The 3,720-nt window shown below is 69.4% G+C and carries 3 protein-coding genes and 1 pseudogene; 1 reads left to right on the top strand and 3 read right to left on the bottom strand.

Going from position 1 to position 3,720, the window contains the following annotated elements:
• Nucleotides 1–148: 148 nt before the first annotated feature.
• Together ACFW2E_RS28195 and ACFW2E_RS28190 are read right to left on the bottom strand one after the other, a co-directional pair.
• Nucleotides 149–712: an NADPH-dependent FMN reductase gene (locus tag ACFW2E_RS28195; protein WP_384469879.1), complete on the bottom strand. Its 564-nt coding sequence runs from the start codon at nt 710–712 to the stop codon at nt 149–151.
• Nucleotides 713–814: 102 nt separating this feature from the next.
• Nucleotides 815–1,270 (bottom strand): annotated as a pseudogene (locus ACFW2E_RS28190) (YceI family protein); the annotation flags it as partial.
• A 103-nt stretch (nt 1,271–1,373) separates the two neighbouring features.
• Between ACFW2E_RS28190 and ACFW2E_RS28185 the strand changes: the two are divergent.
• The gene (locus tag ACFW2E_RS28185; protein WP_384469876.1) at nt 1,374–1,949 is read left to right on the top strand and encodes a MarR family winged helix-turn-helix transcriptional regulator; all 576 of its coding nucleotides are present in this window, start codon (nt 1,374–1,376) and stop codon (nt 1,947–1,949) included.
• Between the two features lie 495 nt (nt 1,950–2,444).
• Here ACFW2E_RS28185 and ACFW2E_RS28180 read toward each other — a convergent pair whose 3' ends face one another.
• A complete protein-coding gene (locus ACFW2E_RS28180; RefSeq protein WP_384469875.1) occupies nt 2,445–3,359 on the bottom strand; it encodes an NADP-dependent oxidoreductase in 915 nt (304 codons plus the stop codon).
• Nucleotides 3,360–3,720: the final 361 nt, after the last annotated feature.

The raw sequence follows: 3,720 nt of genomic DNA, 5'->3' as shown, positions 1-3,720 counted from the left end.
GCGCCCCCCGCGCCCCCCCCCACCCCCCCCCCCAGACCCCGCGTGGTGGGGGGGGGGTGGGGCCGCGCCCCCCCCCCTCCGCCCGCCCCCCACCCCCCCCGCGGCGTGTTTCGTCGTGGCCTGACTGGCGGCAGACGGAAGGAGTCAGTCAGACCCGGACGGTCTGCAGGGCGCGGGCCCAGGACTCGAGCTGGTCGAAGAGAGTGGTCGTGGCCGCGTCGTGCTGCTCGCCGGGCTTGAAGACGGAGAAGTTCTCGAAGTCGGTGAACAGCGAGAAGGAAAGCTGCTGGCGCACGTGGGCCATCTGCAGTTCGCTGGCCACGCCCCGCAGGTGCTCGATGGCCCGTGCGCCGCCGAGGGATCCGTAGGAAACGAAGGCGGCGGCCTTGTTGTTCCACTCTCCGTACAGGTAGTCGATCGCGTTCTTCAGTACACCGGAGGTGGAATGGTTGTACTCGGGGGTAACGAAGATGTATCCGTCGAAGCCTGCAATCTTGGCCGCCCAGGCCTTGGTGTGCTCGCCCTGGTACTGGCCCATGGACGGCGGGATGGCCTCGTCCAGGTGGGGCAGCGGGTAGTCGGCGAGGTCGACCAGTTCGTACTCGGCGCCGGTGCGCGCGCCGGCCCGGTCCACGACCCAGTCGGCGACAGCCTTGCCGTTGCGGCCTGGGCGGGTGCTGCCAAGGATGACGGCAATCTTCAGGTCACTCATGTTCTGTTCTCCTTGATGGGCCGGTCGACCGGAGGCCGAACCGGTGGATGCGCGGCGCGCGTATATCGCGGCATCGAGCTGCAGGTAGCGTCCCGCCATGCCTTTCATGGCGGTGATGTTGTGGGCGTAACGGTCGACAGTTGCCGTGGCGGCCAGTTCCATCTCGCCGTCAAGCGTCCGAGCCTGCGTCACGGTGAACGTGAGCGGCGCCTGGACTCCGCGGGCCGTCAGGAGGCCGTACAGCCTCCATGTGCCGGTGGAGTCACGCAGGACGCTGGTGGAGGTGAAGCTGATGTCGGAATGGCCATCCGCGTCCAGGAACGTCTCCGACAGCACCTTCCGGTCGCGCACGCGATGGCCGCTGGTGTAGCTGGTCGCATCCGCGACGGCCTGTACGTACGAGCCGGTGGCGGGCTCGGCGATGGAGATGGTGCCCGAGCGCAGCGTGAAGTTGCCGCGGACGGTACCCATGCCGAACAGGTGCTTGGCGGCAAAAGCAATGCTGGACCGGGACGGGTCGATGACGTAGTCACCCAGCGGGGGAACCTCGGCAGTCATTGCAACGCCCTCTCACTTGAACTTTCATGTGTGACCCTAGACCAGGACACATGAATGTTCAAGTGACTGCTCGCGTGAAGTTTCAAGCCAGTACACTTGGGGCATGTCTGAACGCCCGTCTTCCTCGAACGACCGGCCGCGCTGGCTGACTTCGGCAGAGCTGGAGACGTGGCACGCGTTCACACTCATGCTCTACAAACTGCCCACCGCCCTGGAAGCGCAGCTGCAGCAGGACGCACGGCTCAGCCTGGTCGAGTACTACGTCCTCGCCGGACTGTCCGACCAGCTGGAACACCGGATGCGCATGAGTGAACTGGCCGTTCTCGCCAACTCCGAGTTGTCCCGCCTCTCCCATTTGATCAGCAGGCTCGAAAAACGCGGTTTCGTTCGCCGTGAGCCCGACCCCGCCAACGGCCGCTACACCCACGCGATCCTGACCGACGCGGGCTACGCCCATCTCGTCGAAGCGGCCCCTGCGCACGTGGCCCGGGTACGCGAACTGGTCTACGACGCCCTCGACCCCGCCGAACTGCACGGTCTGCGCACCGCCGCCGAGAAGATCGTCAGGCGCATCGACCACACAGGGCAGGTCCCCTGCCCACCAGGGGGCAGGGGAGTGGAGAACCAGCCACAGCGCGATGCGCGGCAAGCCGCTGCCACTCAGGGCCCTGACGCATAGACCGCCCGTCCCCGGTTGCAGCCCACGGGACGAACCGCATGCCCGGTACGCCTCGGCGCCGCCCTTACCGACCGCAGCACCCCGGCTCGCGCGGCGCCGGGACCGGTATGGGTGGCGCCGGTGGCGGTGGACCTGCCCCACGTCCGCCTCGATACGTCGCGTAGCTCGTCGTCATCGTCGGGCGGCTCCAGGCCCGGCGCGGTGTGCCCGTCGTTCCCTGGGAACGCCGGTTTGGCTGCTTTGGCTGCTTTGGCTGCGCCGTCGGTGTTTCCTGGCGCTTGCGGCGCCTGGGCCTGGGACAGGGTGCAGGAAGGAGGGGGTAACCACGGTCCGGCCTGATCCGGCCGCGGGGAGTGGTTCCGCTCGCGCAGGAGGGCGCGGGCCGTGGCATGAGTCGTGGGCTGTGGCGAGGTCGGCGAGCGGCAGCCCTCGCCGACTCGCCGGTTCACGTGGTCAGGGGCTTCGTTTCTGGTTCTGGTCCCGGGAACCAGGAAGTCACGGCGTCAGCACCCACCGGCCGCGCTGTCCGCCATCGCGGAGAGCTTGGTAAGCCTGGGCGGCGTCCTCCAGAGGCACCGTGCCGGCGCGACGGGCTTCCAGTTTTCCCTGGGCGGTCAGCGCCAGCATGTCGCGCAGCCGATGACCGTCGGGGACGACCACTCCGCTGGTGATGGTGATGCCACGCTCCGGCTTGGGCTCCAAGCCGGGAAAGACACCTGCATACATTCCGTGGTCGCGGACAGCCCGCAGGGCCGCGCCGTTCAGCCGCGCGCCGTCCAGCACCCCGTCGAAGCCCGTGACTCCCTCCAGACTGTTGATCGTCTCCACGGCCCCGGCCCGGGTCAGAAACTCTGCGTCGGAGGGGCGGGCCAGAGCCGTGACAGCCCAGCCGGCAAGCGCCGCGAGGGCGACCGCGTATCCGCCGACTCCTCCGGCCGCACCCGTGACCAGCAGGCGCCTGCCGCGGGAGGGGCCGAGCCGGGCCAGGAGCTGGTCGGCGGTCAGCGAATTGAGCGGGACCGTGGCTGCGTCCAGCAGATCGACCCCGTCGGGCACCACTGCCGCATCCGCCGCCGGCACGATCACGTACTGGGCTGCTGTCCCGGCGGCGGAGTGGGGAGCATGGGGAAAGGTCAGGGCCGCCACCGGCATGCCGATGGACAGGTCGTGGACGTCAGGACCTGTCATGTCGACAACGCCTGCCACGTCCAGTCCCACCCCCAGCCGACGCTCAGGGGCAACTCCCGCCATCTCGCGACCCCAGCCGTCGATGATATGAAGGTCGGCCGGGTTGACCGCGGCCCCCACCATCCTGATGCGGACCTGCCGGGCGGCAGGTTCGGGATCGGGAAGGTGCTCCACTCCGAACCCGTTTGCTTCTCCTGACCCGGTGACGATGATCGCGCGCATGTTCCCTGTTCCTTCTGGTCGTTCTGTTACTGGTGTCGCACAGCGGCCGAGGCGCGGAGGCTGGACCTGGGCCCGGGATGGTGCGCCCACGCCCATGGCCCTGAGCCGCAAGTTCGCAGAGGAATGTCCGCCCTCGCGGAACGCTGGTTGTGGCCGTCCCCGGCGCCGGGGGGGGGGTGCCCCAGGGGGCCCGCCCCCGCCCCCCCCGCCGCGGCCCCGGGGCACACGGCCGAGGCGAAGCCCCGGACGCGCCGGACCCGCAAGGCCGCGGCGGCCGTGGAGGCCCCGGAGGCCTGATCCGGCGCCACCGGACAGCGGTCCGAGAAACAACCCGACGGCCCGGTCCCACCCCGTGTGGGAC

The sequence above is a fragment of the Streptomyces sp. NPDC058964 genome (assembly GCF_042741275.1).
In the GTDB taxonomy this organism is placed as follows: domain Bacteria; phylum Actinomycetota; class Actinomycetes; order Streptomycetales; family Streptomycetaceae; genus Streptomyces.
Note: the sequence above shows the minus strand (reverse complement) of the source record. Positions and strands in the feature narration are given on the sequence as shown.

Excerpts from the sequence above, each read along its gene's own strand:
- ACFW2E_RS28180 (WP_384469875.1), bottom strand. The coding sequence starts at position 3,359 with ATGCGCGCGATCATCGTCACCGGGTCAGGAGAAGCAAACGGGTTCGGA.
- ACFW2E_RS28195 (WP_384469879.1), bottom strand. The coding sequence starts at position 712 with ATGAGTGACCTGAAGATTGCCGTCATCCTTGGCAGCACCCGCCCAGGC.
- ACFW2E_RS28185 (WP_384469876.1), top strand. The coding sequence starts at position 1,374 with ATGTCTGAACGCCCGTCTTCCTCGAACGACCGGCCGCGCTGGCTGACT.